27 protein-coding genes and 1 pseudogene are annotated in these 26,338 nt (G+C 62.8%); 18 read left to right on the top strand and 10 right to left on the bottom strand.

What is annotated here, in order from left to right:
* Window positions 1-50 precede the first annotated feature (50 nt).
* Window positions 51-704 carry a GntR family transcriptional regulator gene (locus ATY77_RS08180; RefSeq protein ID WP_049731592.1) on the bottom strand — a complete coding sequence of 218 codons (654 nt, stop codon included), beginning with the start codon at window positions 702-704 and terminating at the stop codon, window positions 51-53.
* A 131-nt stretch (window positions 705-835) separates the two neighbouring features.
* On the opposite strand from ATY77_RS08180, the gene ATY77_RS08175 reads away from it, so the two are divergent.
* Complete coding sequence (locus tag ATY77_RS08175) at window positions 836-2,047, top strand: Tm-1-like ATP-binding domain-containing protein (protein WP_088686887.1); 1,212 nt, start codon at window positions 836-838, stop codon at window positions 2,045-2,047.
* The gene (locus ATY77_RS08170) at window positions 2,044-2,868 is read left to right on the top strand and encodes a phosphoenolpyruvate hydrolase family protein (RefSeq protein WP_088686886.1); all 825 of its coding nucleotides are present in this window, start codon (window positions 2,044-2,046) and stop codon (window positions 2,866-2,868) included. Before ATY77_RS08175 ends, ATY77_RS08170 begins: the two co-directional genes overlap by 4 nt.
* A 64-nt stretch (window positions 2,869-2,932) precedes the next feature.
* On the opposite strand, the gene ATY77_RS08165 is transcribed toward ATY77_RS08170, so the two are convergent.
* A complete protein-coding gene (locus tag ATY77_RS08165; protein WP_088686915.1) occupies window positions 2,933-3,796 on the bottom strand; it encodes an NAD(P)-dependent oxidoreductase in 864 nt (287 codons plus the stop codon).
* Window positions 3,797-4,000: 204 nt separating this feature from the next.
* Here ATY77_RS08165 and ATY77_RS08160 point away from each other — a divergent pair, with 204 nt between their 5' ends.
* From ATY77_RS08160 to ATY77_RS08120, 9 genes are all read left to right on the top strand, one after another.
* A complete protein-coding gene (locus tag ATY77_RS08160) occupies window positions 4,001-4,447 on the top strand; it encodes a universal stress protein (protein ID WP_088686885.1) in 447 nt (148 codons plus the stop codon).
* Between the two features lie 91 nt (window positions 4,448-4,538).
* Window positions 4,539-5,453 carry a DnaJ C-terminal domain-containing protein gene (locus ATY77_RS08155; protein WP_088686884.1) on the top strand — a complete coding sequence of 305 codons (915 nt, stop codon included), beginning with the start codon at window positions 4,539-4,541 and terminating at the stop codon, window positions 5,451-5,453.
* A gap of 2 nt (window positions 5,454-5,455) precedes the next feature.
* Window positions 5,456-5,779: a chaperone modulator CbpM gene (locus ATY77_RS08150; RefSeq protein ID WP_088686883.1), complete on the top strand. Its 324-nt coding sequence runs from the start codon at window positions 5,456-5,458 to the stop codon at window positions 5,777-5,779.
* Between the two features lie 107 nt (window positions 5,780-5,886).
* Complete coding sequence (napE, locus tag ATY77_RS08145) at window positions 5,887-6,081, top strand: periplasmic nitrate reductase, NapE protein (protein WP_088686914.1); 195 nt, start codon at window positions 5,887-5,889, stop codon at window positions 6,079-6,081.
* A gap of 3 nt (window positions 6,082-6,084) precedes the next feature.
* Window positions 6,085-6,588 (top strand): ferredoxin-type protein NapF, encoded by a 504-nt coding sequence (napF, locus tag ATY77_RS08140; RefSeq protein WP_088686882.1) that lies wholly within the window; start codon window positions 6,085-6,087, stop codon window positions 6,586-6,588.
* Window positions 6,581-6,865 (top strand): chaperone NapD, encoded by a 285-nt coding sequence (locus tag ATY77_RS08135; RefSeq protein ID WP_088686881.1) that lies wholly within the window; start codon window positions 6,581-6,583, stop codon window positions 6,863-6,865. Before napF ends, ATY77_RS08135 begins: the two co-directional genes overlap by 8 nt.
* Window positions 6,840-9,344, top strand: a complete 2,505-nt coding sequence (gene napA, locus ATY77_RS08130; RefSeq protein ID WP_088686880.1) for a periplasmic nitrate reductase subunit alpha — start codon at window positions 6,840-6,842, stop codon at window positions 9,342-9,344. The genes ATY77_RS08135 and napA overlap by 26 nt, the downstream gene beginning before the upstream one ends.
* The gene (locus tag ATY77_RS08125) at window positions 9,314-9,814 is read left to right on the top strand and encodes a nitrate reductase cytochrome c-type subunit (protein WP_088686879.1); all 501 of its coding nucleotides are present in this window, start codon (window positions 9,314-9,316) and stop codon (window positions 9,812-9,814) included. The genes napA and ATY77_RS08125 overlap by 31 nt, the downstream gene beginning before the upstream one ends.
* 8 nt (window positions 9,815-9,822) lie before the next feature.
* Window positions 9,823-10,530, top strand: coding sequence for a NapC/NirT family cytochrome c (locus ATY77_RS08120; RefSeq protein WP_088686913.1), 708 nt, complete (start codon window positions 9,823-9,825; stop codon window positions 10,528-10,530).
* A 50-nt stretch (window positions 10,531-10,580) separates the two neighbouring features.
* On the opposite strand, the gene ATY77_RS08115 is transcribed toward ATY77_RS08120, so the two are convergent.
* Both ATY77_RS08115 and ATY77_RS08110 read right to left on the bottom strand, forming a co-directional pair.
* On the bottom strand, window positions 10,581-11,510 hold the full coding sequence (locus ATY77_RS08115; protein ID WP_088686878.1) for a phosphatidate cytidylyltransferase: 930 nt from the start codon (window positions 11,508-11,510) through the stop codon (window positions 10,581-10,583).
* A pseudogene (locus ATY77_RS08110) lies at window positions 11,507-12,208 on the bottom strand (lysophospholipid acyltransferase family protein); the annotation flags it as partial. The gene ATY77_RS08115 and the pseudogene ATY77_RS08110, both read right to left, overlap by 4 nt.
* A gap of 391 nt (window positions 12,209-12,599) precedes the next feature.
* Between ATY77_RS08110 and ATY77_RS08100 the strand changes: the two are divergent.
* The 6 genes from ATY77_RS08100 to ATY77_RS08075 are packed head-to-tail and all read left to right on the top strand — an operon-like array spanning window position 12,600 to window position 19,831.
* Window positions 12,600-13,586: a BMP family protein gene (locus ATY77_RS08100; protein ID WP_004674459.1), complete on the top strand. Its 987-nt coding sequence runs from the start codon at window positions 12,600-12,602 to the stop codon at window positions 13,584-13,586.
* 8 nt (window positions 13,587-13,594) lie between these two features.
* Window positions 13,595-15,007 (top strand): amidase, encoded by a 1,413-nt coding sequence (locus tag ATY77_RS08095; protein ID WP_088686876.1) that lies wholly within the window; start codon window positions 13,595-13,597, stop codon window positions 15,005-15,007.
* A complete protein-coding gene (locus ATY77_RS08090; RefSeq protein ID WP_088686912.1) occupies window positions 15,004-16,536 on the top strand; it encodes an ABC transporter ATP-binding protein in 1,533 nt (510 codons plus the stop codon). Before ATY77_RS08095 ends, ATY77_RS08090 begins: the two co-directional genes overlap by 4 nt.
* Complete coding sequence (locus ATY77_RS08085) at window positions 16,526-17,575, top strand: ABC transporter permease (RefSeq protein WP_088686875.1); 1,050 nt, start codon at window positions 16,526-16,528, stop codon at window positions 17,573-17,575. Before ATY77_RS08090 ends, ATY77_RS08085 begins: the two co-directional genes overlap by 11 nt.
* Window positions 17,572-18,516 (top strand): ABC transporter permease, encoded by a 945-nt coding sequence (locus tag ATY77_RS08080; protein WP_088686874.1) that lies wholly within the window; start codon window positions 17,572-17,574, stop codon window positions 18,514-18,516. Before ATY77_RS08085 ends, ATY77_RS08080 begins: the two co-directional genes overlap by 4 nt.
* Before the next feature lie 25 nt (window positions 18,517-18,541).
* Window positions 18,542-19,831, top strand: coding sequence for an amidohydrolase family protein (locus tag ATY77_RS08075; protein WP_088686873.1), 1,290 nt, complete (start codon window positions 18,542-18,544; stop codon window positions 19,829-19,831).
* Between the two features lie 25 nt (window positions 19,832-19,856).
* On the opposite strand, the gene ATY77_RS08070 is transcribed toward ATY77_RS08075, so the two are convergent.
* Complete coding sequence (locus ATY77_RS08070; protein WP_088686872.1) at window positions 19,857-20,636, bottom strand: class I SAM-dependent methyltransferase; 780 nt, start codon at window positions 20,634-20,636, stop codon at window positions 19,857-19,859.
* Between the two features lie 106 nt (window positions 20,637-20,742).
* Between ATY77_RS08070 and ATY77_RS08065 the strand changes: the two genes are divergently transcribed.
* Window positions 20,743-21,609 carry an alpha/beta hydrolase gene (locus tag ATY77_RS08065; protein WP_088686871.1) on the top strand — a complete coding sequence of 289 codons (867 nt, stop codon included), beginning with the start codon at window positions 20,743-20,745 and terminating at the stop codon, window positions 21,607-21,609.
* Window positions 21,610-21,684: 75 nt separating this feature from the next.
* Here the strand turns inward: ATY77_RS08065 and msrA are convergent, their stop codons facing one another.
* The 5 genes from msrA to ATY77_RS08040 all read right to left on the bottom strand — a co-directional run bounded on the left by msrA (window position 21,685) and on the right by ATY77_RS08040 (window position 26,070).
* Window positions 21,685-22,194 (bottom strand): peptide-methionine (S)-S-oxide reductase MsrA, encoded by a 510-nt coding sequence (gene msrA, locus ATY77_RS08060; protein ID WP_088686870.1) that lies wholly within the window; start codon window positions 22,192-22,194, stop codon window positions 21,685-21,687.
* A gap of 135 nt (window positions 22,195-22,329) precedes the next feature.
* The gene (locus ATY77_RS08055) at window positions 22,330-23,163 is read right to left on the bottom strand and encodes an inositol monophosphatase family protein (RefSeq protein WP_088686911.1); all 834 of its coding nucleotides are present in this window, start codon (window positions 23,161-23,163) and stop codon (window positions 22,330-22,332) included.
* A 110-nt stretch (window positions 23,164-23,273) separates the two neighbouring features.
* On the bottom strand, window positions 23,274-24,344 hold the full coding sequence (locus ATY77_RS08050; RefSeq protein WP_088674811.1) for an ABC transporter ATP-binding protein: 1,071 nt from the start codon (window positions 24,342-24,344) through the stop codon (window positions 23,274-23,276).
* Window positions 24,341-25,171, bottom strand: coding sequence for a carbohydrate ABC transporter permease (locus tag ATY77_RS08045; protein WP_088686869.1), 831 nt, complete (start codon window positions 25,169-25,171; stop codon window positions 24,341-24,343). Before ATY77_RS08045 ends, ATY77_RS08050 begins: the two co-directional genes overlap by 4 nt.
* Entirely contained in the window at window positions 25,168-26,070 is a 903-nt protein-coding gene (locus tag ATY77_RS08040) for a sugar ABC transporter permease (protein ID WP_003595640.1), read from the bottom strand. The genes ATY77_RS08045 and ATY77_RS08040 overlap by 4 nt, the downstream gene beginning before the upstream one ends.
* Window positions 26,071-26,338: the final 268 nt, after the last annotated feature.

Raw genomic sequence — 26,338 nt, 5'->3', positions numbered from 1 at the left:
CCACGTTTTTACTGTTGAAAAGGAGACCTCCCTCTCCTTCACGTTCTCGGCTAACCCTTCTGAAACCGCGCCATGACCGCCTGCTGGACGTCGCTGATATGCGCGTGCATCAGCGCCTTCGCGCGGCCAATGTCGCGCGCCCGGAAAGCCTGCAGGATCTGATCGCGCTCCTCGGCCGCCCTTTCGGCCAAGTCGCGGCTCTCATTGGCGATCGAGCGGCAGATCTGGATCTGCAGCGCCAGCCGCGCCAGCGTCTCGATCAGCGGCAGGCTTCCCGAAAGCTCGGCGATGGTCTCGTGAAATTCCTTGTCGCGAATGCCGTAGGTCTCCATGTCGCCGCGGCGCAGCGCCGCCACCGCCTCGTCCAGGATGCGTTCGAAGCCTGAAATATGCCGGTCGCTCATCTGCGGGACGGCGAGCTCGACGGCGAAGCATTCGAGCGTCTTGCGCAGATTGTAGAGATCGTCGATCTCCTTCGGCGTGAAGCTGCGCACGAAGAAGCCGCGATAGGGCTTGATCTCGATCAGCCCTTCCTTGGCCAGCGTGCCGATCGCCTCGCGGAACGGCGTGCGGCTGACCTGCAGGCGTTCCGTCAGTTCCTTTTCATCGATCGACACGCCGCTCGGCAGTTCGCCGGAGACGATCAGGCGAACGATTTCCTCGTAGATCCGCTCGCGAAGGGTGAGGTGGCGCGGTGCGTTCATGGTCTCCATTTCCGTCTGGCGTTCGTGACTTAAGTATGCAATATACGAAAGAATATACAATATGGAAAATACAAAATCGGGAATTTTATCGAGACACACACAGAGAAAGTTCAAAAAGAGGAGGAAAACCAATGGGAAAGGTCTATGTCGTCGGCACCTGTGATACCAAGGAAGCGGAACTGAACTACGCCGGGGAGGTGGTCCGTGCCGCCGGCGCCGATGCTGTGCTGGTCGATGTCGGCACGCTTGGGGAGGGTGCAGGCGCCGATATCCGGGCGCGCGAAGTCGCGGAATTTCATCCCGAGGGTGCGCCGGCCGTGCTCGGGCAGACGGATCGGGGAACGGCGGTCTCGGCGATGGCCAAGGCGCTGACGGCGTTCCTCAGATCGCGGGATGACATCGGCGCCGTTCTCGGCCTCGGCGGAACCGGCAATACCGCGCTGGTGACGGAGGCGATGCGCTCGCTTCCGATCGGCCTGCCGAAACTGATGGTCTCGACAGTCGCCTCAGGCAATGTCGCGCCCTATGTCGGACCGAACGATCTGACCATGATGTATTCGGTCGTCGACGTCGCCGGCCTGAACGCGATCTCGCGCAAGGTGATCGGCAATGCGGCGAACGCGGCGGCCGGCATGGCCAGCAACCCCATTCCCGCTTCGAGCGACGATCGGCCGGGTATCGGCATGACCATGTTCGGCGTCACCACGGCCTGCGTCACGCAGGTGCGCGAGACGCTCGGCAAGACGCATGAAATCTATGTCTTCCATGCGACGGGCGTCGGCGGCCAGTCGATGGAGAAACTTGCCGATTCCGGCCTGCTGCAGGGCGTGATCGATGTGACGACGACGGAGGTTCCCGATCTCCTCGTCGGCGGTGTCTTTCCGGCCACCGAGGATCGCTTCGGCGCCATCATCCGCACCGGCCTGCCCTATGTCGGCTCGGTCGGTGCCGTCGACATGGTCAATTTCGGCGCGCGGGAAACCGTGCCGGCACCTTTCCGCGACCGCAGGCTTCACGTCCATAATGCACAGGTGACGCTGATGCGCACCACGCCGGAGGAAAACGGCCGGATCGGCGCCTTCATCGTCGAAAGGCTCAACCGCATGCGGGGTCCGGTCCGTTTCCTGCTGCCGCTCCAGGGCGTTTCGGCCATCGACGCAGCCGGTCAGCCGTTCCACGATCCGCAAGCCGACGCGGCGCTGTTTTCAGCCATCCGCGACGGCTGGCGCGATGCGCCGAACAGGCGACTCGTCGAGATCGACGCCCATATCAACAGCCCGGAATTCGCCGCGGCACTCGCCGCCAACTTCCATGACATCCATGCCTCAAGGAGGAAATTTTGACCCGTATCGACAGAAACGACATTCTCAACAAGCTTCGCCGCAAGATCGCCGAGGGCCGGCCGATCGTCGGCGGCGGCGCCGGCACCGGCCTTTCCGCCAAGAGCGAGGAGGCCGGCGGCATCGACCTGATCGTAATCTACAATTCCGGGCGCTACCGCATGGCCGGGCGCGGCTCGCTGGCCGGCCTGCTCGCTTATGGCAATGCCAATGAGATCGTCAAGGAGATGGGCCGCGAGGTTCTGCCGATCGTGCGCCACACACCGGTGCTGGCCGGCGTCAACGGCACCGATCCCTTCATGCTGCCCGATCACTTCCTCGACGAGTTGAAGGCGATGGGTTTTGCCGGCATCCAGAATTTTCCCACGGTCGGGCTGATCGACGGCACTTTCCGCGCCAATCTCGAAGAAACCGGTATGGGCTTCGATCTTGAGATCGACGTCATCGCCCGCGCCCACGCCAAGGACATGCTGACGACCCCTTATGTCTTCAGCAGCGAGGACGCCGGCGCCATGACCAAAGCCGGCGCCGATATCGTCGTCTGCCATCTCGGCCTGACCACGGGCGGCGCGATCGGCGCCGAAACGGCGCTGACGCTCGACGGATGCGTGGAGAAAATCGATGCATGGGCCGATGCCGCGCGGTCGGTGCGCGACGACGTCATCGTCCTCTGCCATGGCGGCCCGATCTCCATGCCGGCGGATGCCGCCTATGTGCTCGCCCGCTGCAAGGGCTGCAACGGCTTCTACGGCGCAAGTTCGATGGAGCGGCTGCCGACCGAGATCGCGATCCGTGCGCAGGTCGAGGACTTCACCAAGATATAGGCGTGGCTTGGACCGGCCGAGTCCCAGCTGCCGGCGCCTCTCTCGCGAGGTGCCGGCAGCGGCTCTAAGGCATGACCATCGCGCCGGTTTCCGACGGTGCGAGGACCTTGTGCAACTGCCTGACGAGGGCGCGGTCGCCGTCCACATCCGCCGCCAGCCGGGAGAAAAGACCGGCCATACCCCGAAAAATCGTCGCCGCCGGATCGTCCTCTCCGAGGAAATCGGCGATCTCCTGCATTTCGGCAACCCAACGATAGGCCTTCGGATACATGTCGGGAATGGACTTCGAAAGCTTGCGCTCGATATCGGGAAGGCTTTCGGCGAGCTCGGCCTTCAGGCTCTCGGCGGCCCCCGAGCGCGATGCGGCGAGCAGCATTGCGGCACCAAGCCCTGCAAATCCCTTGTTGATGCCGGCATAACACATCTTCAGCGCGGATGCCGCGCCGAGCGGTCCAGCGAGCCTGCGGACTTTCAAGCCATGTTTCTCAAGCAGCCGGCTCCGCTCCGCGCTATCGCCGCTGATATAGAGTGTCGGACCTGATTTGCCGGCAACCGGCGGACCGCCGATGATGGCGCCATCGAGGACTTCTACCCGGCTGCCTTCGAACCGCGCCGCCAATGCCTGCATCGTTTTCGGCGCAATCGCATTGAGGTCGATGAAGGGCGGCGGCGCGGGATTCTCCAGTGATATTTCCGCGACTTGTTCGGCGACCTTGATCGCTTCTGCCGGCGGAACGATCGACAGGACCAGATCGGCCTTCGCCAGCTCTTTGAGCGCGACCGGAATCATCCCGGCTGCCCGCGCTCGCGCGATCGTCGGCTCGCTCCGGCCGTCGAGATAGGTCAGTACCGTGGCGCCATGGTCGATCAGCCGTTTGGCGACGGCGCTTCCCATCGCGCCCGATCCGATGATTGCGATATTGCCCATGTGAACCTCGATGATTGACGATATCGCGGTAAAGCTATTGCCGACGGCCGTGCCGTCAACTGCGACGATCCGCCCGAGCCCTTCCGGATGGCCGCTTCCTGCGTTGCGATGTTGCGGCATTTCTGCTTGATATCGGTCAAAGCAGAGGTGGCCGGCGCCGGGTATGATCGGCGAGGCTATTCGTATTCGGGGATATTGAACTCAATGTATCGGACGATCATCTGCGGCATCGGCATGGGTTCCCGGGAAACGGCAATCCGCCTCCTCCGCCGGGCGGCGGCGCTGTTGGACCAAGGCGGCAGCATTGTCGTCCTGCACGTCGTCGAGAATATTCCGCACCGCCACCTCATGGATCTTCCGGAGCAATTCGAGACGACGGCGATGGCCGACGCCGAAAGGAAGCTCGTATCGCTCTGTCGGGAATTGGGTGTTCCGGCAACGGTCGAGGTTCGCATCGGCGTTGCGGCCTCCATGCTCATATCGGCCGCCAAGGAGAGATCGGCCGATCTCATCCTGCTGTCATCGCATGTCCCCGATATCACCGACTACGTCTTTTCCTCGATCGTCGAGAAGGTCGTGCGCCACGCGGGCTGCTCGGTCCTCATCGATCGGCGTCACGATCAGCCGCAGGAAGACGAAGCGCTGTTGTAGCTCTCCACAGCCTCCCCTCCCCTCCGGCGCCCTGACCACCTATATTTCAGGCAAATCAACGGCAGAATTGGCTGCCTGAGCGGAGACATGCATGAGCCAGGATCCCTATGAGCTTCTGGGCGTGAAGCGGGATGCGTCGCAAAAGGATATTCAAAGCGCGTTCCGTAAGCTTGCCAAGAAATTGCACCCCGATCTGAACCCCGGCGACAGGAAGGCCGAGGAGCGTTTCAAGGAAATTTCGACCGCCTACGAGATTTTGAGCGACGAAGAGAAGCGCGGGCGCTTCGACCGCGGCGAGATCGATATGACGGGCGCCGAGCGGGCGCAGCGCAGCTATTACCGCGACTATGCCTCGGCCGGCGGCGCCGATAATCCCTATCGCAGCAACGCCGGCTTCGCAGACTTCGGCGATGCCGACGACATCTTTGCGAGCTTCTTTTCACGCCGCACCGGCGGCGGCCGGGCGCGCAGCCAAGGCCAGGACCGGCGCTTTTCGATGGAGGTCGATTTTCTCGAGGCCATCAACGGCACCAGGACCGAGGTCAAGCTTCCGGATGGCCCCGCGCTGGAGGTGGGGATCCCGCCGGGAACGCGCGACGGCCAAACCTTGCGGTTGCGCGGCAAGGGGGAGCCGGGTGCTGGCGGCGGGCCGGCAGGCGATGCGCTCATCGAGATCCATGTGCGCCCGCACCGCTTCTTCACGCGCGACGGCGACGACATCCGCCTGGAGCTGCCGATTTCGCTCGGCGAAGCGGTGCTCGGCGGCAAGGTTCGCGTCCCCACGCCTTCAGGCCCCGTCAATCTGACGCTGCCGCCTCATTCCAACACCGGAAAAGTCCTGCGCCTCAAGGGCAAGGGCGTTCCGAAACGCGGCGGCGGGCACGGCGACGTCTATGTCTCCCTGAAGATCGTCTTGCCCGATCAGCCTGACGAGCGGCTGACGTCCCTGGTGAAGGAATGGGCGGCGGCACATCCACACGATCCGAGGAAGAACATGGAGGCCTGATCATGGATGATCATGAGTTCCGTCTTTACTTGAAAATCGATGTGGTCCAGCTCGATTTCTGGATCGAACAGGGCTGGCTTATCCCGGAGACCTCAGGCGAAAAGCGACAGTTTCGCGATGCCGATATCGCCCGCGCGCGGCTGATCCTGGATCTCATGGGCGATATGGGTGTCAACGAGGCCGGCGTCGATGTCGTCATGGATCTGGTCGATCAGCTTCATGGCATCAGGGGAACGATGGGCAAGCTGATGGCGGCCATTTCCAGGCAGGAGCGCGATGTCCAGCAGCGGCTGGTCGAAAGTCTCGAGGACATCGACCGGTTTTAGGCCGCCCAGTCATGTGCCTTCTACGGGCGCAGTTGCAGACTGATGGAATGCAAGTCGGCTGGTCATGCTTGTCCGGGCATGCTATCCTCCCTGTCTGGGGGCCTGTCATGTCTGAATTGCTTCAAAAAGCATCGGGACAGAGCGATCCGCGCGCGAAGCGCCGGGCGGAAGTGCTGGCCTTCCTTCTCCTTGCATTCGGAATATGGCCTCTGGTCGCCGTGGGTGTCGTCGGCGGCTATGGTTTCCTCGTATGGATGTTTCAGATCATCTTCGGCCCTCCGGGGCCGCCTGCTGGGCATTGAGCCATGTCCCAAGCGCCGATGTCGAGACGTCGATTTCTTTCAGGCGGGCCGGCAACGACCGATCGTCGGGTTTGCCCGCCGGGAGCCTCGATGGAAAGCCTTGCCGCGGCATGTACGGGGTGCGGACGATGCGAGAAACGATGTCCCACCAGGATAATCCGTCTCGTCGACGGATTACCTTCGCTCGATTTCAGCGGGGGCGAATGCACTTTCTGCGGTGAATGCGCGGCATCGTGCCCTGAGCCGGTCTTCGTTGCGGATCGGGTCGATCGCTTCGCCCATGTCGCTGCGGTCGGCGATAGCTGCCTGGCGAAGCGCGGCGTCACTTGCCAATCCTGCGGAGAAGCTTGCCTTCAGCAGGCGATCCGTTTCCGGCCCCGCATCGGCGGCCCGTTTCTTCCCGAGCTGCGCGCCGACCTCTGCAACGGATGCGGGGGATGCATTGCTGGATGCCCCGTCAGCGCCATCACGCTGCAGCAACGCAGCATGGAGGCGGCCGATGCCTGAGCGGGGCCTGCGCTATCACGTATCGAGTGCCGTGGTGGCGACCATGCCGACCCGCACTGAGGCGATCCTGATGGAAATCGCCGAGATGCCGAATGTGGAAATCCACGGTCAGGCCAATGGCAAGATCGTCATCGTCATCGAGGGAACGAGCACGGGTATGCTCGGTGATCGTCTGTCGCAAATCTCGCTTTTGGACGGGGTGATCGCGGCGAACATGGTGTTCGAGCATGTCGAGGAGGAGATGCAAGGCCATGACGGGAGAATTGAGCAGGCGTGAGATCCTGAAGGCGCAGGCCGCCGCGATAGCCGCTGCCGCGGCGGGGATCACGATGCCGGTCGCCGCCCAGCCGGTGCCGGGCGGCGTCAGTGCACTGGAGATCAAATGGTCGAAGGCTCCTTGCCGTTTCTGCGGCACCGGCTGCGGCGTCATGGTTGGCGTCAAGGCGGGCCAGGTCGTTGCGACGCATGGAGACATGCAGGCGGAGGTCAATCGCGGCTTGAACTGCATCAAGGGCTACTTCCTGTCCAAGATCATGTATGGCGAAGACAGGCTTCAGACTCCCCTGCTGCGCAAGCTCGACGGCCGCTATGCCAAAGACGGTGAATTCGAGCCGGTGACCTGGGACGAGGCCTTCGACGTGATGGCCGGACAATGCAAGGCAGTGCTCAAGGACAAAGGTCCGACGGCCGTCGGCATGTTCGGTTCGGGCCAGTGGACCATCTTCGAAGGCTATGCCGCCACAAAGCTGATGCGGGCCGGCTTCCGTTCCAACAACCTGGATCCCAACGCCCGGCACTGCATGGCCTCGGCGGCCTATGGCTTCATGCGCACCTTCGGCATGGACGAGCCGATGGGCTGCTACGACGACTTCGAGAACGCGGATGCCTTCGTGCTTTGGGGCTCCAACATGGCGGAGATGCATCCGATCCTGTGGACCCGCGTCGCCGACCGCCGGCTCGGACAACCGCATGTGCGCGTCGCGGTGCTTTCGACGTTCACGCACAGGAGCATGGACCTTGCCGACATTCCCGTCGTTTTCAAGCCGGGAACCGATCTGGCGATCCTGAATTTCATTGCCAACCACATCATTCAGACGGGCCGTGTGAACGAAGATTTCGTCCGGGACCACACGAGGTTCGCAAAAGGCGTCACCGACATCGGCTATGGCCTGCGCCCGGACAATCCCGTTGAAGTCGCCGCCGCCAACGCCAAGGATCCTGGCAAAACCGAGCCGATGGATTTCGACGACTTCAAAGAATTCGTCAGCGAGTACACGCTGAGGAAGACGTCCGACCTGACCGGGGTCGACCCTGAATTCCTGGAGCAGCTTGCAGAACTCTATGCCGATCCCGGCATCAAGGTGATGTCGCTATGGACCATGGGTTTCAACCAGCATGTCCGCGGCGTCTGGGCGAACCAGATGGTCTACAATCTGCATCTGCTGACGGGCAAAATCTCCGAGCCGGGCAACAGCCCGTTCTCCCTCACCGGCCAGCCCTCCGCCTGCGGAACGGCCCGCGAAGTCGGAACCTTCGCACATCGTCTTCCCGCCGATATGACGGTGACGAACCCCGAGCATCGCAAGCATGCCGAAGAAATCTGGCGTATCCCGCACGGGATCATTCCGGAGCAGCCGGGCTATCACGCGGTCCAGCAGGATCGCATGCTGAAGGACGGCAAGCTGAACTTCTATTGGGTGCAGGTCAACAACAACGTCCAAGCAGGACCGAACACGAGCAACGAGACTTGGCAGGGTTATCGCAACCCCGACAATTTCGTCGTGGTTTCCGATGCCTATCCGACCATAACCGCGATGAGCGCCGACCTGATCCTTCCCGCGGCGATGTGGATCGAGAAGGAAGGCGCCTATGGAAATGCCGAGCGGCGCACACATGTCTGGCATCAGCTCGTCCAGGCCAAGGGCGAGGCGCGATCCGATCTCTGGCAGATCGTCGAGTTCTCGAAGCGGTTCACCACCGATGACGTCTGGTCGAGGGAAATCCTCGACGCCAATCCGGAGTACCGGGGAAAAACGCTTTTCGACGTGCTCTTTCGCAATGGCGAGGTCGATCGCTTCCCGCTCAGCGAGATCAACGCCGAATACGACAACGCCGAGGCCAAGGCGTTCGGATTCTACATCCAGAAGGGCCTGTTCGAAGAGTATGCCTCCTTCGGGCGCGGGCACGGCCACGACCTTGCGCCCTATGACACATATCATGAGGTGCGCGGGCTGCGCTGGCCGGTGGTCAATGGTCAGGAAACGCGCTGGCGATACCGGGAAGGCTATGACCCCTACGTCAAGCCGGGCGAAGGGGTGAAGTTCTACGGGCAGAAGGACGGCAGGGCCGTCATCCTGGCCGTACCCTATGAGCCGCCAGCCGAATCTCCCGACGACGAATTCGATTTCTGGCTCGTTACCGGCCGTGTGCTCGAACACTGGCACTCGGGATCGATGACGATGAGGGTTCCAGAGCTATACCGGGCGTTTCCCGGCGCGCGATGTTTCATGAACGCCGAAGATGCCCGCAAGCGCGGCATCAACCAGGGAGCGGAGGTGCGGATCGTTTCCCGCCGCGGCGAGATCCGTTCGCGCATCGATATCAGAGGCCGGAATCGAATGCCGCCGGGTGTGATCTTCGTTCCGTGGTTCGACGCCAGCCAGTTGATCAACAAGGTCACGCTGGACGCCACCGATCCCATCTCCAAACAGACGGATTTCAAAAAATGCGCGGTCAAGATTCTTCCTGCCGTCTAAGGCGACCGGAATGGCAGTCAGTCGCAGCCGGAATCGTCGTTTTCCTGGCGACGGCCGCTTTCGGCCAGGTGGTGCAGCAAACCGTCCCGCAGCTGGAGGGCCCGACACCCTCCATGGAGACCGGGGCCGCCAAGCCCCTGCCGAAGTGGATCGTCGATGACCAGCGCAGGATGCGGGCCTATCCGGATCAGCCGCCGGTCATTCCGCATTCGATCGAAGGCTACGAACTGTCGGTCAAGGCCAACCGCTGCCTCTCCTGCCACAAGCGGGAATTCACCCAGGATAGCGGCGCGCCGATGATCAGCGTCACCCACTATATGACGCGTGACGGCCAGATGATCGCCGACGTTTCCCCGCGCCGTTACTTCTGCACGGCATGCCATGTGCCGCAGGCCGACACCCAGCCGCTCGTCCCCAATGCGTTCAAGGATATGAGTGAGCTCGGCTTCAAACCAGCCGGAAGCGAGTGACAGTCATGATCGCATTTATCAGGAAAGCGGTTTTGTGGGCGTGGTCGGTCCTGACGACGCCGGCAGCAACGATCGGCCTGGGCGTGCTGACGCTCGGCGGCTTCGTCGGCGGCGTCATCTTCTGGGGTGCGTTCAATACGGCGCTCGAAATTACCAATACCGAAACGTTTTGCACGTCTTGCCATGAAATGCACGACAACGTGTATCAGGAGCTTTCAAGAACGATCCATTTTTCCAACCGGTCGGGTGTCAGGGCGACATGCCCCGACTGCCACGTGCCGCATCAATGGACCGACAAGATCGCCCGCAAGATGCAGGCCTCGAAAGAGGTCTGGGGCAAGATATTCGGCACGATCAACACCCGGCCGAAATTTCTGGAGAAGCGGCTGGAGCTTGCCCAGCACGAATGGGCGCGGATGAAGGCCAATGACAGCCTGGAATGCCGCAACTGCCATTCGGCGGTGGCGATGGACTTCCAGAAGCAGACACAGCGTGCCGCTGATATTCACAGCCGATATCTGCTTTCGGGCCAGGCGACCTGCATCGACTGTCACAAGGGCATCGCCCACGAGCTGCCGAACATGGAAGGCATCGATCCCGGCTGGAAAATGCCGAAGGAGCTCGAGGGCCGGAAGATGGTCGACGCGACGCCGATCGATGATCTTCAGGACGCCATGGCGAAGGCTCACGCATCGTCGATGGAGACGATGGAATAGTTTCTCGTCGATCCTCGCAGATGTCCGCCAGGCATCCGGCAGGCGACTTCTCAGGCGGTGAACCAGTAGCGAACGATATGGAAGAACAGCGGCGCGGCGAAAGTGATGGAGTCGAGGCGGTCGAGCACGCCGCCATGGCCCTCGATCACATAGCCCCAGTCTTTGGCGTTGAGATCGCGCTTGATGGCCGAGAGCACGAAGCCGCCGAAGAAGCCGGCAACGACGATGACGGTACTGACGGCCGCCGCCTGCAGGGTTGAGAACGGCGTCAGGCGATAGAGCAGCGTCCCGACGAGGATGGCCGAGGCGCCGCCGCCGATCAGGCCTTCGAGCGTCTTCGATGGGCTGATGTTCGGCGAGAAGCGATGCTTTCCGAGAAGCTTGCCCCAGACATACTGGAAGACGTCGCTGAGCTGCACGACGATGACGAGATAGACGAGGAGTAGCGCCGAAGGCGTGCCAGTCTCAAGCATCAGCAGCGCCGGCGCATGGCTGATCGAATAGACCGTCAGCATCAATCCCCATTGCACCCTGGCGGTTCGCGCCAGGAATTCATTGACGTCGCCCGTGAGCGTCGCCACCGCCGGCAGGATCAGGAAGGCATAGACCGGGATGAAAATCGAAAAGAGGCCGTACCACAGCGTCCCGAGCAGCACATATTGCACCGGCAGGACGACGAAGAAGGACAGGAACAGCGCCAGGTGATCGCCGCGCCGCGACGGCGTCAGCGTCCAGAACTCTCGGAGCGCCATGAAGGACAGGAATGCGAAGAGGATGACCACCGCCGTATCGCCGAGCAGGATCGCGCCGCCGAAGACCGCGACCATGATCCACCAGGAGCGGATGCGGGCATTGAGGTTCTGGACGGTGGCGACGGAGCCGGGTTCGGTCGCGCGCCGTTGCAGGATGAAGCCGATGGCGGAGGCAACGGCGAGCAGGCCGAGGATCGCGGCAAGAACGATCGAGAAAAAGCTGGTCATGCGGTGCGCCCTCTGTCTGCCAGCTCGATGATCGCGGCGCGCGCGCGGGCCAGGAATGCGTCCTTGCCTTCGCCCGGTTCGACGCGCAGCGGCTTGCCGAATCGGGCCGTGCAGGTGATCGGCACGATCAGCATGCTTCCCTTGGGCAGAATGCGTTGCAGATTGTCGAGGTGGATCGGCACGAGATCGACATCCGGGAAGCGGCAGGCAAGGCGATAGATGCCGCTACGGAACGGGGCAATCTCTTCGGTGGCGCTTCTCGTTCCCTCGGGAAAAATCAGGATCGAACGCCCTTCCTCGAGCAGGCGCTCGAGTGGCTCCAGCGGATTGCTGTCCGGCAGAGGCTTGCGGTCTATCAGGACGGCGCGCAGGCCCTTTTCCGCGATGAAGCGGCGAAAGGCGCTCGTTCCCCAATAGTCGCGCGCCGCCACCGGATGGGTCAGCCGCCGCACGTGATACGGCAGGGCGGCCATGACGGCGACGGTATCGACATGGCTGTTGTGGTTGGCGAAATAGATGCGGCGGCGCGTGTCGGGCGTGCAGCCCCGCCACTCGCTTCGGGCGCCGACCATGATACGGACGAACAGCACGAGAAGACGACGGACGAGTGCGGTCATAGTCTCTCCAGCGAACGGGCAAGCTTGGCCGTGCGCGTCACGCCGGTGCGCGCCAGCCACGCACTCAGGCAGCTCGCCCAGGACGACGACCGGCTCGCGATCGGCCGCCGTGAAGCGCCTTCTTCATCATTCATTTTCTTGTGTCCCCACCCCAACAGTTCTCTGCATATCCTGCAAATATCGTCGCGCCAAGCCCTGCAGATCCGGCCCGAGCTCTCCTCGCGCCGAAGCGAAGGAGGCGCTTGTTGGAATGGAAATTCTCAACCGAAAAGCGCGGCGGCATCGGGGTCCAGCCTGCCACGCCACGTTCTTTCCGCCAAGTCGCGACGCCCGGCAGACACGCAAAAATTCGGCGGTGGTGGAAAGAGCCTAAAGGGTCGATCAGCCTGATTTTTAAGCCCGTTCTCTCCTTGACACATTTTTAGGCGCTACTATGATTTTTGAACCAGATGGTAAAAAATGGGAGCAATCGATGACCAAAGACATCCTGATTTCACGCCGGGCAGTGATCGCATCGGGCATTGCGCTCGGCGTGAGCAGTCTCGCCCCGCTCGCAAGGGCTGCCGCCCCGCTGAAAGTCGCCGGCATTCATGCCTCGCCGGTTGAAAACGCCTGGAATTCCTGTCTTCACAAGGCCCTTCAGGACGCCGCCAAGGAAGGCGTCATCGAATATGTCTTTTCCGAAGGTGTCTCCGGCACCGATTATCCGCGCGCCATGCGCGAATATGCCGAACAGGGCAACAAGCTGATCATCGGCGAAGCCTATGCGGTGGAGAAGGAAGCCCGGCAAGTCGCGGCCGACTATCCGGAGACCGCCTTCGTGCTCGGTTCGAGCGGCGAGCAGGCCGGCGACAATTTCGGCGTCTTCGGCACGTGGAACCATGACGGCGCCTATCTGGCCGGCATGCTTGCGGGCAAGATGACCAAGTCGAACGTCGTCGGTTCGGTCGGCGCCATTCCGATCCCCGAAGTCAACATGCTGATCAACGCCTTTGCCGCAGGCGTCAAGGCTGTCAATCCCGACGCAAAGCACCTAGTCTCGTTCATCGGTACCTTCTTCGACCCGCCGAAGGCCCGCGAGGCCGGTCTCGCCCAGATCGACGCCGGCGCCGACATCCTGTTCGGCGAACGCATCGGCACGGCCGATGCCGCTAAGGAACGCGGCATCAAGTCCGTCGGTTCGCTGGTCGATTACACGCCGCGTTATCCGGACACGGTGTTTGCCAACGCCATGTGGTATTTCCGCCCGATCCTCAATGCCGCGATCGCCGATGTCGCCGCCGGCAAACCGGTCGGCAGGAACTACACGTCCTACGGCCTGATGAAGGAAGGCGGCAGCGATATCGTCTTCGTGAAGGGTGTGGCGCCTGCCGAGGCGGAGGCCGCGATGGAAGCCAAGCGGGCGGAGATCAAGGCCGGCACCTTCGAAGTGCCGAAGATGATGGAAGAGCCGAAGTAGTTCGCCCCATGCAGGGCGACGCGACGGAACTGGTGGCAGCGATCAGGCATGGCAGCCTGAGCGCAGCGGAAGCGATGCAGACCTCCCTCGAGGCCGCCGCGCGGCATGAGCCGCTCGGCGCGATCGCCTATCTCGACGGCGCCATGGGTCTCGCCGCGGCGCAGGCCTGCGACCGGGAGCGGCAGAGCGCGCCCGAGCATTTCTCGGCGCGACCCTTTGCCGGCGTGCCCACCTTGGCGAAGGATCTCGGCGGTCCCTTCCGCGGACTGCCGGTAACGGCCGGTTCCCGCCTCTTCAAGAGAAAGGGCGGCGAAGCCGACTCCGATCTCGCTTCACGGTTCCGCGACGCCGGCTTCTGCCTGTTCGGTCTGACGACGAGCCCGGAATTCGGTCTTTCGCTCGCCAGCGAACCGGCAATCGGGCCGGTCTGTCGCAACCCGCTCGATCCCACGCGCACCGCCGGCGGCTCGTCCGGCGGTGCGGCGGCAGCGGTTGCCGCCGGCATCGTGGCGATTGCCCATGCCACCGACGCCGGCGGCTCGATCCGGGTGCCCGCCGCCTGTTGCGGCCTGGTCGGAATGAAGCCGACCCGCGGCGCCATCCCCGGCGGACCATCTTTCGGCAATCATCTTGCCGGCATTGCGAGCGAACTGGCGGTCTGCCGCTCGGTGCGGGATACCGCGCTGATTTTCGAACGGCTGTGCGGCAATGCACGCGGACCCGTTCCCGATCCCTCTCGCGCCGATGTCGACACCGCCCGTTTGCGGATCGGCCTGTTGACCGATACCGGACCGGCCCACCCGACCGAGGGCGATCGCCTTACGGCCGTCGCGGACGCCGCGCGTGCGCTCGAGAAGGACGGACACGCCATCGTTCCCTTGGCCTGGGTGGACTTCGAATCGAGCGTCGCCGCCAGCGGCCGCGCCTTTGCCGATATCGTTTCGGTCAATCTCGTCGCGCTCATCGAGGCGGCAGCCGTCGAGGAACGCAGGGCCGAGCCCCTGACGCAGGCTTTCGCGATGCGCGGACGAGCGCTTGCGGCTACCGAACTCTGGAAAACGCTGAACGATGCGGTGCTGGTGAGCCACGCCCTCTGGGCGCTGTTCGACAGGGTCGACTGCATCCTGATGCCGATGCTCGCCTCCGCGCCACTTGCGATCGGCGCCTTTCCGTCCGATCATGACGACACCGATTTGCATCTGGAGCGAATGACTGCGTTTGCGCCGCTTGCCTGCCTTGCCAATGTTTCCGGTTTTCCTGCTTTGACGCTGCCTTTCGGAGAGGATGAGCACGCCATGCCGCTGCCGGTGCAGCTCATGATGCCGATGGGTCACGAGCCGAGGCTTCTGTCGCTTGCGGCACGCCTGGAGGCGGAGGGGCGATGGCAGCACCGTTTTCCGGTGGCGGGGTTGCCGTCATGACCGGGCCTGTTCTGGAAATTACCGGCGTCAGCAAACGCTTCGGCGCCAATCTCGCCAATGACGATATTTCCATGACGCTTGCCAAAGGCGAGGTCGTCGCCCTGCTCGGCGAAAACGGCGCGGGCAAGACTACGCTGATGAGCATCCTTTTCGGCCACTACGTGCCGGATGCCGGCCGAATCCTGATCGAGGGCGCCGAGGTGCCGCAGGGCAAGCCGCGCGCGGCGATCCGCGCCGGCGTCGGGATGGTGCATCAGCATTTCTCGCTCGCGCCCAATCTGACCGTTCTCGAAAATGTCATGACCGGCACGGAAGGCCTTTGGTCCTGGCGATCGGCAACATCGGCGGCGCGCAAGAAACTCCTGGCGATTTCGGAGCGCTTCGGCCTTCAGGTCGATCCAGATGCCCGCCTCGGCGACCTTTCCGTCGGCGAGCAGCAGCGGGTGGAGATCCTCAAGGCACTCTACAATGATGCTCGCATCCTAATTCTCGACGAGCCGACGGCGGTGCTTACCAACATCGAAGCCGAGCGGCTGTTCACGACGCTGAAGGAAATGGCACGCCAGGGCCTGTCGCTGATCTTCATCTCGCACAAGCTCGACGAGGTGATGGCGGCGGCAGACCGCATCGTCGTGCTGCGCGCCGGCAGGATGGTCGCCGAGCGCAGGGCATCTGAAACGAGCAAGGCGGAACTCGCCGAGCTGATGGTCGGGCACCGCGTGACGCGGCCCGTTCGCGAACCGTCGACACCTGGTGCCGTTGCACTCGAGGCTTCAGGCGTGACCGTGCGAACCGGCGGCATCGATCGTCTGAAATCGATCAGTTTCCGGCTGCATCAGGGAGAGATCCTCGGCATTATCGGCGTCTCGGGCAACGGACAGGCGGCGTTGATGCATCTTCTTTCCGGCACGCTGGCGCGCAGCGGCGGCGACCTCAGCCTGTTCGGCGAAGTGGTCGGCAATCTTGGCGTCGCCGATGTCGTCGACGCCGGCATCGGCCGCATTCCCGAGGACCGCAACCACGAGGGCGTGATCGGCGAAATGGCGATCTGGGAAAACGCCGTGCTGGAGCGCATCGCCTCGCCGGCCTTCTCCCGCCACGGTCTCGTCAACCGCAAGGCGGGCATGGCCTTTGCGAGAGAGATCATCGACGGCTTCGACGTTCGCGGCGGCGGCCCGGCGATCCGCACGCGGCTGCTGTCCGGCGGCAATATGCAAAAGCTCATTCTCGGGCGCAGCCTCTATCGCCGGCCGCGCATTCTGATCGCCGCCCAGCCTGCCCGCGGCCTAGACGAAGGTGCGGTCGCCGCCGTGCATGCGCGCCTGCTCGAAGCCCGCCGGCAGGGAACCGCTGTACTGCTGATCTCGGAGGATCTTGACGAGGTGATCGCGCTCGCAGACCGCATACAGGCGATTGTCGGCGGCCGCCTGTCGCCGCCCGTCGAGACCGACGGCGCCGATGCCCGCAGGCTGGGGTTGATGATGGCAGGCGAATGGCAAGAGACCCGCGAGGCCGGTCATGCGATTTGAGCGCCGCGAGCACCGCCCGCTTTACCTGCTGATCGTCACGCCCGTCATCGCCGTCATCGCGGCGCTGGCGCTGGCAGGCATCTTGATCTCGATTGCCGGCGCGCCTGTTTTCGATGCCTATTGGCGCATCCTGACCGGTGCCTTCGGCTCGCGGCTTTCGGCGACCGAAACGCTGACGCGGGCAACGCCGCTCATGCTGACCGGACTTGCCGCCGCCGTCGCCTTCCGGGCGCGGCTCTGGAATATCGGCGCCGAGGGCCAGTTCTATCTCGGCGCCATCGCCGTTGCGGCGGCAAGCTCGAAACTGCTGGGCAATCTTCCGGCACCCCTTCTCATTCCGCTGCTGCTGCTTATGGGTGCGATCGCCGGCATGGTGCTGATTTTGATCCCGCTGTGGCTCAGGCTGCGCTTTTCCGTCGATGAGGTCGTCACCAGCCTGCTCCTGAACTTCATCGCCGTGCTTTTTGTCTCGATGCTCATAGATGGCGTCCTCAAGGATCCGCTCGCCTTCGGCTGGCCGCAGTCGCAATCCGTCAGCGATCACGCCATGCTGCCGAAGCTGATCGCCCGCTCGCGCCTGCATATCGGTTTGGCGATCGCGATCGCCCTGGCGGTCGCCGTTCACTTCGTCCAGTCCCGCACCGTGTTCGGCATGCAGTCGCGCGCCGCCGGCCTCAATCCCGCCGGCGCGGTCTTCGCAGGCGTGCCGCTCGGCAGGACGCTGGTCAAGGTCGCCTGTGTCTCGGGCGGGCTTGCGGGGCTTGCCGGCGCGATCGAGGTGATGGGCGTCAAGGGTTATGTGACGACGGACCTGTCGCCCGGCTTCGGCTATGCGGGCATCGTCGTCGCGATGCTCGCCAATCTCAATCCGCTGGGCGTGGTCTTCGCCGCCATTTTCACGGCCACCATGTTCGTCGGCGCCGATGGCATGAGCCGGGGTCTCGGCATCCCGACCTATATTGCCGACGTCACGGTGGCGCTGTCACTGCTGACGATGCTGATCGCCTTGTTCTTCACGCAATACAGGATCCGGCGATGACGCAATTGTTCGATATCATCGCCTCCGCCGGGCTCTGGGCGGCAATCCTGCGGATCGCCACGCCGCTGATTTTCGGTACGCTCGGTGCGCTGCTCTGCGAACGGGCCGGCGTGCTCAATCTCGGCATCGAAGGCATCATGACCTTCGGCGCGATGATCGGCTGGCTTTCCGTCTATCACGGCGCCGATCTCTGGACCGGCCTGCTGATCGCCGCGGTCGCCGGCGGCATCTTCGGCCTGCTGCATGCGTCACTGACCGTGACGCTCGGCCTGTCCCAGCACGTCTCCGGCCTTGGCGTCACGCTCTTTGCTTCCAGTTTCAGCTATTATGTCTTCCGGCTGATCGTGCCGCTCGCCAATACGCCGCCGACCATCGTGCCGTTTCAGCCGATCGCCATCCCCGGTCTCTCGACGCTGCCGTTCATCGGCCCGGCCTTCTTTACGCAGACCGTGCCGACCTATCTTGCGATCCTTATCGCCCTGCTGATGGCCTACATCATCTTCCGAACTCCCGTCGGGCTCGCAATCCGCATGACCGGCGAAAATCCGCATGCGGCGGAGGCCCAGGGCGTCAATCCGATGAAGGTGCGATACGGTGCGGTCATTATCGGCAGCGCGCTGATGGGAATGGGCGGCGCCTTCCTGACCTTGTCGGCGTTCAACAGCTTCTTCCCGACCATGGTGCAGGGGCGCGGCTGGATCTGCATCGCGCTTGTCGTGTTCGCCTCATGGCGGCCAGGCCGGGCACTCTTCGGCGCCCTGCTCTTCGCCTTCTTCGATGCCTTTCAGCTTCGGCTGCAAACCGCGCTGACCGGGCTTGTGCCCTATCAGCTCTTCCTGATGACGCCCTATATCCTTTCCATTGCCGCGCTAGCCGTCATGGCCCGCCGCGCCCGCGTCCCGCAGGCGCTGATGCAGCCCTATCGCCGCGGCGAGCGGTGAAGCCGTCCTTTCCAGCGAGGTTCCGATGTTCGATCTAATCGTCAGAAACGCAAATCTCCCCGATGGCCGAACCGGCATCGATATCGGTATCGAGGGCGGCAGGATCGTTGCTGTCGAGCGCAATCTGCAGGCGCAGGCGGCAGAGGAAATCGACGCAACCGGCAGGCTGGTGAGCCCGCCCTTCGTCGATCCGCATTTCCATATGGACGCCACCCTGTCGCTCGGGCTGCCGCGCATGAACGTCTCCGGCACGCTGCTCGAGGGCATCGCGCTCTGGGGGGAGCTGCGCCCCATCGTGACGCGGGAAGAATTGGTCGATCGCGCGCTGAGCTATTGCGATCTCGCGGTGACGCAAGGCCTGCTTTTTATCCGCAGCCATGTCGATACGAGCGATCCCAGACTGGTGACCGTCGAGGCGATGATCGAAGTCCGCGAAAGGGTCGCGCCCTATATCGATTTGCAACTGGTCGCCTTTCCCCAGGACGGTTATTACCGCTCGCCGGGGGCGATCGACGCGCTCAACCGGGCGCTCGACATGGGCGTCGATATCGTCGGCGGCATTCCCCACTTCGAACGGACCATGGACGACGGTACGGCTTCGGTCGAGGCGCTCTGCCGCATCGCCGCCGATCGCGGCCTGCCGGTCGACATGCATTGCGACGAAACCGACGATCCGCTCTCGCGCCATATCGAGACGCTGGCCGCGCAAACCATCCGCTTCGGCCTGCAGGGACGTGTCGCCGGCTCGCATCTGACCTCGATGCATTCGATGGACAATTATTATGTTTCCAAGCTCATCCCGCTGATGGCGGAGGCAGAGATCAACGTGATCCCCAATCCGCTGATCAACATTATGCTGCAAGGCCGGCACGATACCTATCCGAAGCGCCGCGGCATGACCCGGGTGCGCGAGTTGATGGATGCCGGGCTGAATGTCTCCTTCGGGCACGATTGCGTCATGGACCCCTGGTATTCGATGGGATCGGGCGACATGCTGGAGGTCGGCCATATGGCGATCCATGTCGCGCAGATGGCTGGTATCGACGACAAGAAAAGGATCTTCGACGCGCTGACCGTCAATTCGGCGAAGACGATGGGGCTTGCCGCCTATGGCCTGGAGAAGGGATGCAATGCCGACCTCGTCATCCTCCAGGCAAGCGATACGCTGGAAGCGCTGCGGCTGAAGCCGAACCGGCTGGCGGTGATCCGCCGCGGCAAGGTTGTCGCCCGCTCGGCGCCGCGCATCGGCGAGCTCTTCCTGGAGGGGCGTCCGGCACGGATCGACGGCGGCCTGGACTACATACCGCGCTATTGAGAGGTGGCGGCGACGACGCGTATTACTATTCCGTCGCCCGACGAGCGGTGATGATCCACGCCTGCGAGTCGAACAGCACACCCTCCGGGGTCATATGCGCCTGCAGTAGGTCGCGCAGCCGCTGCAGTGGCCTGTCGGGCTGTTCGTTTGCGCGCGCAAGCGCGTCCGTCACAAGATAGAGGCCGGCAAGCGCATTGCACGCGGCATCGACGTCCGGTCCATAGAAGACCGGCTCCCGGACGTCGATAAAGTCGATCGAGGTAAAGCCTGCCGCGCTGAGAAGCGCGGTAGCGACACTGGGATCGCCGAGCGAAAACGGATCGGGCCTTCCCTTGGAAACCACAATTGGGGCCGCCAGGGCCTGCCGGATGGCGCGGGACCACTCGTTGCGCTCCGGACTTTGCCACACCATCCAAACCAGCCGCCCGCCGGGACGTATCGCCCGGCCGATATTGGCAAAGGCCTCTGCCGGATCGGCAAAAAACATCACGCCGAACCGGCTGACGCAGAGGTCGAAACTTGCCGTCGGGAATGGGTGGAATTGCGCGTCGCCCTGTTCGAATGTCAGATTCCGCAAACCTTCCCCAGCGCTCCGCTGCCTTGCGACGGCGAGCATCTCCGCGGACGTATCGACGCCGACCGCTTCCCCCTGCCTCGCGGCAAGGGCGGCCTCGCGCGTCGTCTTCCCCGCACCGCAGCCGATGTCGAGCACCCGGTCGGCCGCGCCGACATCGGCAACATCCCGAAGGTGCCGATTGTGCCGCGCCAATTCCGCATCATAAAAATCAGCGCGATCCCATGCCATGACACTCATCCTCCTCTGACTTGGCGTCCGCCAAAAACAGATTGCATATCAGGATCAGTTGTGCAAGGCTAAACCAGTTTCAATATGCAATCGGAAATGTGACGCCATGGAAGCAATAAGCTCGTCTCCCGTCGCCGACAGGATTGTCGAATTCAACGGAGTACAGCTCCAGACTCAGGCATTCGGCGATCCGGCCAACCCGCCCGTGCTGCTGATCATGGGCGTGATGTCCTCGATGTTGTGGTGGCCGGAACGGTTCTGCGAGGCGCTCGCCGCCCAAGGGCGCTACGTCATCCGCTACGACCAGCGCGACACCGGCCTTTCCACGCATTATCCGCCAGGCAAACCCGGCTATTCGTTCAGCGATCTCTCCGATGACGCCATCGCCATTCTCGACGCCTATGGCATCGAGACCGCGCATCTCGTCGGCATGTCGATGGGCGGTTTCGTGGCGCAGGAAGCCGCGTTGCGCCTTCCCCGGCGGGTGCGGACACTCACCCTGATCAGCTCTTCGCCGGTCGGAGTTGACGGCCTGCCCTCCTCCACCGCAGCTTACAAGGCACACTCCGCCGCCGCCGAAAGCATCGACTGGTCCGACCTGGAAGCCATCGCCGACTTCCTGCGCCGCGATTCAGCCATGCTTGCCGGCATCGGGCATCCGCACGACGCCGAGGCGGTGAGCGCCCTGATCGCGCGCGACATGAACCGCGCACCGTCTTTTGTCAGTGCGACGAACCATTTCATGCTGTTGAGCGACGATAAGGGCGTCACGCTGCATGCGTCCCACATAGAGGCGCCGGTTCTCGTGATCCATGGCACGTTGGATCCGCTATTCCCAATCGAGCATGCAGAGGCCTTCAAGCGTGTCGTTCCGAATGCAAAGCTGCACCGGATTGCCGGCGGAGGACACGAAATTCACGATCGGGACATCGATGAGGTGGTGCGCGTAATTGCCGGCCATACACTGTCCTGAAGGTCAAGTCAGCGCCAAGCAAACGCTGGCGCGATGCATGGCCGGCATCCGTATGCCGGCCATGCATGAACAGCGTCAGGCAATCTTCTGACGGGCCGGGAGCTTCCAGCCGGGCCGGACGAAATGGCAGGTGTAGCCGTTCGGTATCCGCTCCAGATAATCCTGGTGCTCGGGTTCGGCCTCCCAGAAATCGCTGACAGGCACGACTTCGGTGACCACCTTGCCGGGCCAGAGGCCCGATGCGTCGACATCGGCGATCGTATCGCGGGCGACACGCTCCTGCTCTGGGCTCGTGTAGAAGATCGCCGAACGATAGCTCGTGCCGACGTCGTTGCCCTGGCGGTTGCGCGTGCTCGGATCGTGGATCTGGAAGAAGAATTCGAGGATGTCCCGATAGCTGATCCGGGCCGGATCGAAGATGATCTCGATCGCCTCGGCATGGGTTCCGTGGTTGCGGTAGGTGGCGTTCGGCACATCACCGCCGGTATAGCCGACGCGGGTCGAAATCACGCCCTTATAGCGGCGGATGAGGTCCTGCATGCCCCAGAAGCAGCCGCCGGCGAGCACTGCACGTTCTTCGGTCATTGGGTGTCTCCTTTGTTTGACCAAAGATAGTGTCTCGCGCCGCCGATTTCCATAAGAGGCGCCATGAGCGCAGTCTTGCTATCACCGCCAATTGAAGATGACGCTGAGAGCTATGTCGCTGCCGGTTGAAAACAATCAGGCTTTGCTTTGAAAGCCTTCCTTGAGCCAGGGATGCAGCGCCTGGCTGGCGGCGAGGATATCGCCTTTCCCGTCGACTTCCGCGCCGGAAAAACGGCTGACGATGCCGCCTGCCTCTTCGACCATCAGCGCCGATGCGCCGAAATCATGGATCGAGAGCCCGTCCTCAAAGAAACCGTCCAGCCGGCCGCACGCGACATAGGCGATCGACAAAGCCGCCGAGCCGAGGCGGCGGACGCCCGCCGTGTTGGCCATCAGGCGTTTGATCGCGTCGAAATAGGTCTCTTCCGCAACGGCCTTGACCTGGCCGGGAATCGGCAGACCGGCGCCGATCAGCACGTTCTCGATGTCGTCGACATCGGCGCAGCGGATGCGCTCGCCATTAAGATAGGCGCCGCCGCCGAGTTCGGCGCTGAACAGTTCATCCTGCATGGCGTCATAGACGACACCCGCGACCATTCTGCCGCCTTCGGCGATCGAGATCGTTATGCCGAAATGCGGAACGCCCCACGCATAGTTCGTGGTGCCGTCGATCGGGTCGATGTAGATGATCGGCGTCTCCGGTCCAGCCGTTCGGTTGCCGACCGCCTCCTCACCCTGGATGGCATAGTCGGGAAAGGCCTTGAGCATCTCATCGACGATGATCCGCTCAACGGCGACATCGATCTCGGTCTGGTAATCGCGCGGCGCCTTGGCCAGCATTTCCGCCGACGTCCGCCGCCGAAGCGAGGCGCGGGCGGTTTCGCCCGCTTTCAAGACGGTTTCGGCCAGAACGATGAGGCGGGGCGACGCGGCCGGCGAAAGACGCGCTGATATCGGGGAGGATGCCATGAGAAGATCCGGATGCTGCAGATGTGACGGAAATGACTCGTGCGGAAGCAATCCCTTCGCAGAGGCCGATGATGGTTATGAAGCTGACCACCGCCCCTGTCCACCAGTTGTTATATCAATCGGTCCGTCGACGCATCGAAGAGATGGATCTGGGCCGGATCGACCGAGAGTCCAATCATGTCTCCCGCCTTAACCCTGTCGCGGCGCGTCTCAACGATTGTCAGTTCCGGTTCGGTGGCTGCGACGATGAAGGTCGAAGAGCCGGTCGATTCGACGAAGGCAATCGGGACGTCGAAGCTGCCCTGCCCGGGAGCGACGACCTCGATATGTTCCGGCCGGATGCCCGCGACGAGTTTGCGCCCGGGTTCGACGGCGCGTGCCAGCGCAAGCTTCTGCTTCACCGCGCCGAAATCCAAGACCAGACCCTTGCCGTCTTCCGCGACGATCGCCGGAATGAAATTCATCGCTGGCGAACCGATGAAGCCTGCCACGAACCGGTTCGCCGGCCGGTCGTAGAGATCAAGCGGCGCGCCCTGCTGCTCGATGATGCCGTCGCGCATCACCACCACATGGTCGGCCATCGTCATCGCTTCCACCTGGTCGTGGGTGACATAAACGAAGGTTGCGTTCAGCCGGTCGTGCAGCGCCCGGATTTCCTTGCGCATGTGGACGCGCAGTGCTGCGTCGAGGTTCGAGAGCGGCTCGTCGAACAGGAAGGCCTTGGGATGGCGGATAATGGCGCGGCTCATGGCGACGCGCTGGCGCTGGCCGCCGGAAAGCTCGCGCGGATAACGCTTTAAAAGATGCGAAAGGCCTGTCGTCGCCGCCACGTCCTCGGCCGCTTTCTTGGCTTCCGCCTTGGCGACGCCGCGGATGCGCAGGCTGTAGGTCAGGTTCTCCTCGACCGTCATGTGCGGATAGAGCGCATAGGATTGGAAGACCATGGCGACGTCGCGCTTGCGCGGCGGCACGCCGTTCATCAGTTCGCCCGCGATCTTGAGATCACCGGTCGAGATGCTTTCGAGACCGGCAAGCGAGCGCAGCAGCGTGGACTTGCCGCAGCCCGAAGGACCCACGAGTGCGACGAAGGTGCCCTTGGCGATCGATAGATCGATGTTTTTCAGGGCGTGGAAGGCGCCGTAATATTTGTTGACGCCTCTGAGCTCGATCTGTGTGGTCATTTGAGGGCTCCAGAGGTGAGGCCGGATACGATGCGGCGCTGCAAGAGAACGAAGATGGCAAGGATCGGCGTCACATACATCGTGGCGTAGGCCATGATGTTGTTCCACTCGTTGGTGTTCGGCCCCATGAAGGAGTTGAGACCAACGCTTGCCGGCTGAAGCTCGGCCGCCTGGATCATCGACTTCGAATAGACGAATTCGCCGAAGGCCTGCATGAAGATCAGGATGGCGCTGACGAGGATGCCGTTGCGGGCGAGCGGCAGCACGATGTTGAAGAAGGCGCCGACGCGCGAATTGCCGTCGACGAGGGCTGCTTCCTCCAGTTCCTGAGGAACGCTCATGAAGGTGGCCCTCACCAGGACGACGAAGAAGGGCATGCTCTTTGCCGCAATTGCGATGACGACGGCAAGGCGCGGGTAGTTGAGCAAACCGATCTGCGAGAAGCCGACGAAGATCGGCGTGATCATCAGCGATGCCGGTAGGACCTGCAGCATCAGGATCAGGAACAGGCCTACATCGACCCAGACGTTGCGGTATCTGGCGAGCACGTAAGCACAGCCGACGCCGAGCACGGTGATCAGCGTCATGGCGCCGAGCGCGATGATCAGCGAATTCCAGAGATAGCGGCCCATGTCGCGGCTTTCCCAGACATAGGTGTAGGTGCCCCATTGGGGGGCTGCCGGCCAGAAGCTCGGCGGCGTTGCGAACATCTCCGAGCCGCTTTTCAGCGCCGTGATGTACATCCAGTAGAGCGGGAAGAGATAGATCGCCGCCATGACGATCGATATTGCCAGCATCAGCCGGTCGCGGTTCGTGGTCATGCTCATCCGCGCACCTCATGACGTGTGGAGCGGACGTAGACGACGGACGCGAACATGACGAAGACGATCATGATGACGGAGATCGTCGCGCCCTTGGCGAAGTCGTATTGCCGGAAGGAAAGGTCCCAGGCCCAATATTGTGTGACGTTGGAGGAATTGTTCGGCCCGCCCGAGGTGATCGCGGCGAAGAGATCGAACTGCTGCAGGGTGAAGATCAGGCCGAGCGCGATGATGGCGCCGATGGTCGAGCGCATCATCGGCAGTGTAATCGTCCAGAAGCGCTGCCAGACATTAGCGCCATCGAGTTCGGCCGCTTCGTAGAGATCGGCGGGAATGCCGGCAAGCCCGACGGACAGCAGGATCATGTTGAACGAGGTGCCGAGCCAGATATTGGCGATGATCACGGCATAAAGCGAGTAATGCGGATCCGAGCGCCAGAAGATATTTCCGGAGATGATGCCGCTTTCCCTGAGGATGAAATTCAGCACGCCGAAATCGCCCGAGAGAATCCAGTTCCAGATGGCGCCGACGACGAGGCCGGGCATCACCCAGGAGACGAGAAACAGCCCGCGCATCCATGAGGCTCCGGGAAAATTGACCCAGAAGAACAGCGCCAGGCCGAAGCCGATCAGGAACTGGCCGGCGATGGAGCCGGTTACGAAGATGACGGTGTTATAGAGAATCGGCAGCGTTTCCGGCTGCGCGAAGAGGTCGGTGTAATTCTTGAAGCCGACAAAGGGGCGCGAGAAAGTGCCGAGGCTGAACATGTCAACCTCCTGGAAGCTCATCACCACATTGTAGATGAGCGGCAGCCCCGCCATCAGGAACAGAAAGCCGAGCGGGAAAGCGACGAGCACGATATCGAAACCGCGGCCGTCCCTGACGCTCATCAGGATCCTCTTCATGCGTCCTCCGATGCTCCGATCGGGGCCGCCTGGCGCATGATGCGGGAGACGGCCCCTGCCGGGAGGAAATGGTTAATGGCCTTCGCCATCGGTGGGTAGTCCCCTTCTCCCCAGCGGGGAGAAGGTGGCGGCAGCCGGATGAGGGGGCGGCAGGCTCGGCGTTTGCTGTTCTTCACTTGCGTTCAGAACGCTCGTCGCTTCGCTCCTCACCCCCCTCATCTGCCCGTTGGGCATCTTCTCCCCGCTGGGGAGAAGGGGGAGCAAGAGG

This window comes from Rhizobium sp. R634, assembly GCF_002211305.1.
Lineage (GTDB): Bacteria > Pseudomonadota > Alphaproteobacteria > Rhizobiales > Rhizobiaceae > Rhizobium.
The sequence above is the reverse complement of the archived record's forward strand: the minus strand, read 5'-3'. Positions and strand labels throughout refer to the sequence as shown.